Source organism: Dokdonella sp. (genome assembly GCF_049593775.1).
Classification (GTDB): domain Bacteria; phylum Pseudomonadota; class Gammaproteobacteria; order Xanthomonadales; family Rhodanobacteraceae; genus Dokdonella.
In genome coordinates, this window is sequence record NZ_JBAWHJ010000064.1 from 1 (window position 1) to 2,965 (window position 2,965).

At 62.4% G+C, this 2,965-nt stretch carries 3 protein-coding genes; 1 reads left to right on the plus strand and 2 read right to left on the minus strand.

Going from position 1 to position 2,965, the window contains the following annotated elements; translation table 11 throughout:
* Positions 1-85 precede the first annotated feature (85 nt).
* Positions 86-601 carry a flavodoxin family protein gene (locus WBP53_RS02365; protein ID WP_423925554.1) on the minus strand — a complete coding sequence of 172 codons (516 nt, stop codon included), beginning with the start codon at positions 599-601 and terminating at the stop codon, positions 86-88.
* A gap of 119 nt (positions 602-720) precedes the next feature.
* Here WBP53_RS02365 and WBP53_RS02370 point away from each other — a divergent pair, with 119 nt between their 5' ends.
* Complete coding sequence (locus tag WBP53_RS02370; RefSeq protein WP_423925556.1) at positions 721-1,284, plus strand: type 1 glutamine amidotransferase domain-containing protein; 564 nt, start codon at positions 721-723, stop codon at positions 1,282-1,284.
* A gap of 57 nt (positions 1,285-1,341) precedes the next feature.
* Here the strand turns inward: WBP53_RS02370 and WBP53_RS02375 are convergent.
* On the minus strand, positions 1,342-2,965 hold a 1,624-nt coding region (locus tag WBP53_RS02375), incomplete at its 5' end, for a VWA domain-containing protein (protein ID WP_423925558.1).

The following is a 2,965-nucleotide window of genomic DNA, read 5'->3' on the forward strand; positions in this document are numbered from 1 at the left end:
GCTGGTCATCGCCCTTCAACAGCCGCACGGCTGGTCATCGCCTCACAACAGGCTGGCCCAGCACCATGGCTCGTTGCCGCAGTGCTCAGAAAATCCCCATCGCAAGCCCCGCTCCCAGCAGGGCGCCGAGCTCCCGGGCGCGGTCGAGATCGTCGGAGCCCAGGTGTTTCGGTGCGAGTATCGCCTCGCGTGTCTGCGCCGAAGTGTTCACGATCAACGGCGGGGCAACACGACGCAGGCGCAAGCCCTTGGCAATGCGATCGAGTTGCCGCTGCGCGCCTTCTCCATCGGACCCGGCGCAGATGATCGAGGCGTAAGCCTTGCCGTTGCAGTGGTCGAGAAGGTCGTAGTAGCTGCGATCGAGGAATTCCTTCATGGCTCCGGACAGGCTGGCGAGGTTCTCCGGCGCCGCGAACAAGACTGCATCTGCGGCCAGAAAATCGGCACTGCTTGCTGAAGAAGCGGGTAGCGAAATCACACTGACGCCGTTTTGCGCCGATGCACCATCACACGCAGCTTCCGCCATCTGCCGGGTCGCCCCGGTGCGGCTGTGCCAGACGACAAGCAGGTTCCCGGATGGTTGTTCGTCACTCTCGATCATCGCCTCTCTGAACCCGAAGTTACTCGTTGGGACGTTCGTTGCCGTGCATTAAAGCGTGCCTCGTTAGTGTTGTGGCAACGCGGTGCAGGTTGCGCCGCAGACACCAAGGAGATACTTCCATGAACAACACCATTCAAGGCAAGAACGTCGCCATCCTCGCCACGCACGGATTCGAGGAGAGCGAATTGGTCAGTCCTCGCGATGCGCTCAAGGCTGCGGGTGCAATGGTCCACGTGGTTTCGCCGGAATCGGGCGAGTTGCAGGCTTTCAGGCATCTGGAGAAGGGTAGCAAGGTTTCCGTCGACAAGACCCTGAGCGAGGTACAGGCTGAAGACTACGATGCCATCGTGCTGCCAGGCGGACTGTTCAATCCGGATCAGCTTCGTGTCAACGAGCAAGCCCTGACGTTCGTGCAGGCGTTCGTCAAGGCGGGCAAGCCGGTGGCTGCGATCTGTCACGGCCCGTGGATCTTGGCCGACGCCGGTGTGCTGAAGGGACGAAAGGTGACTTCAGTGCCGAACATTCGCAAGGATATCGAGAACGCAGGCGCTACCTGGGTGGACGAGGAAGTCGTCGTTGAGAGAGGCATCGTCACCAGTCGCACGCCGAAGGATCTTGAGGCGTTCAATGCCAAACTGATCGAGGAAATCTGCGAAGGAAAGCACGAACGTCGCGCAGCCTGATCGGCGTGTTCTCCCGCACGCCACGAACGGCCGGAGCACTGCTCCGGCCGTTCTGTTTCAGCGCACGGAAACGGGGTGGCGTGCGACGGCCGTCTTGTCGATGACGAAGACGATGTCGTAGTCGCCGGCTTCGTCGGGCGCGCGCAGGTTGACCGAGTCGCCTTGCAGCGGGACGTCGGCGTAGTTCAGGTAGTCAAGCGTGTCCTTCTTGACGAACCCAATCCAGTGACTCGCATGGCGCGGGCCATCCAGGCGAACCGTGATTTCTTCGCCGGTCGTCACGCTGGCCGGTGCATCGAGTTTGGCCACCGCCGCGGTCACCGTCACAGGCTGCGATGCGACTACCTTTTCGCGCTCGTTGAGCACATACCGCAGTTCGTATTCGCCGGGTTCCGTGGGCGCCATCAGGGTGCCTTCAGTCTGGCCCCCTTGTGGGCGCATGTAGTCACGATAGCTGCCGGGCTCGCTGCCGGCCGGAGCGAAACCGATCCAGTGCATTGATCCTTCCGGGCCGCTGGCGGTGACCTTGATCGTATCGCCGGCCATTGCGCTGCTTGGACCGCTGACACTGGCCATGCTCGCGACCACGGTAATCGTTCGGGTTGCGATGATCCGTTCGCGTTCATTGAGTACATAGCGCAGTTCGTAGTCACCGGGCTCCGACGGCGGCATCAATTCGATTTCACTGACGGCGGCGGTCGGGCGACCGTACTGAAGGTAAGCAGTTATCGGACTGCCCTTCGGTGCGAAACCGACCCAGTGGCCCTTGCCCACTGGCCCCCTCGCAATGATCTTGACCTTGGCCCCGGTCGGCACACTGTCCGGGGCTTCGATGCTGGCTTCGGCATCGCCGACTTCCAGCACGACGCGAGCGAGTACGCTGTCCTTGCGGATCGGGCTTACGTAGCGCAATTCGACCGGGCCGGCTTCGGCTGGTGCCCTCAGGGTGACGACGCCCTTGTCGCCGGCTTTTTCCTTCGTGCCGACCACCACGTAGTCGAGATAGGCACTGTCCTTTGAGCCGACCGGCGTGAAGGTCACATAGTCGCCACGATCGGCCGGACCGCTCCAGGAAACCTCGGCCTCGCTGGTGATCGCCAGCGCTCCCTTGGCAGCCACGGTCGCGGTAGCCGGTGGGGGTGGAGGCTCGGTGCTGGCGCTGACCGCACCTTCGATTGCCGCGCCAAGCTCATCGGCGCTGCGCGCGTTGAAGTAGCGACCGCCGGTGTTCTCGGCCAGGCAGCGCAACTGGGCCTGATGCTTGGGATCACTGACGTCAAAGCCGATCACGTGGGCGGTGAATTCGACGCCGCTTTTTTCAAGCTCTGTCCCGACGGCACAGGGATCGAGATTGCAGGTTTCCTCACCATCGGAGACGAGGATCACGGTGGCCTTCTGTTCACTCGACTTGAGTACGCCGGCGGCATGCTTGACCGCAGCCGAAAGCGGCGTCATGCCCTTGGCATTCAGGCCGTTGACCGTCGCAAGGAACGCAGTCTTGTCGAGCGGGCCCGGCTCAATCAGTGTTTCGATATCGCTGCAGTCACCCTTGACGCGATGTCCGTAGGCAACCAGGCCGAGCGTGTTGTCTGCCTTCCAGGTGTCGAGCACGCCGGCCACGGTTTCCCGGGCGATCTCGACCTTGGTCTTGCCATTGATCTGGCCCCACATCGAACCCGAG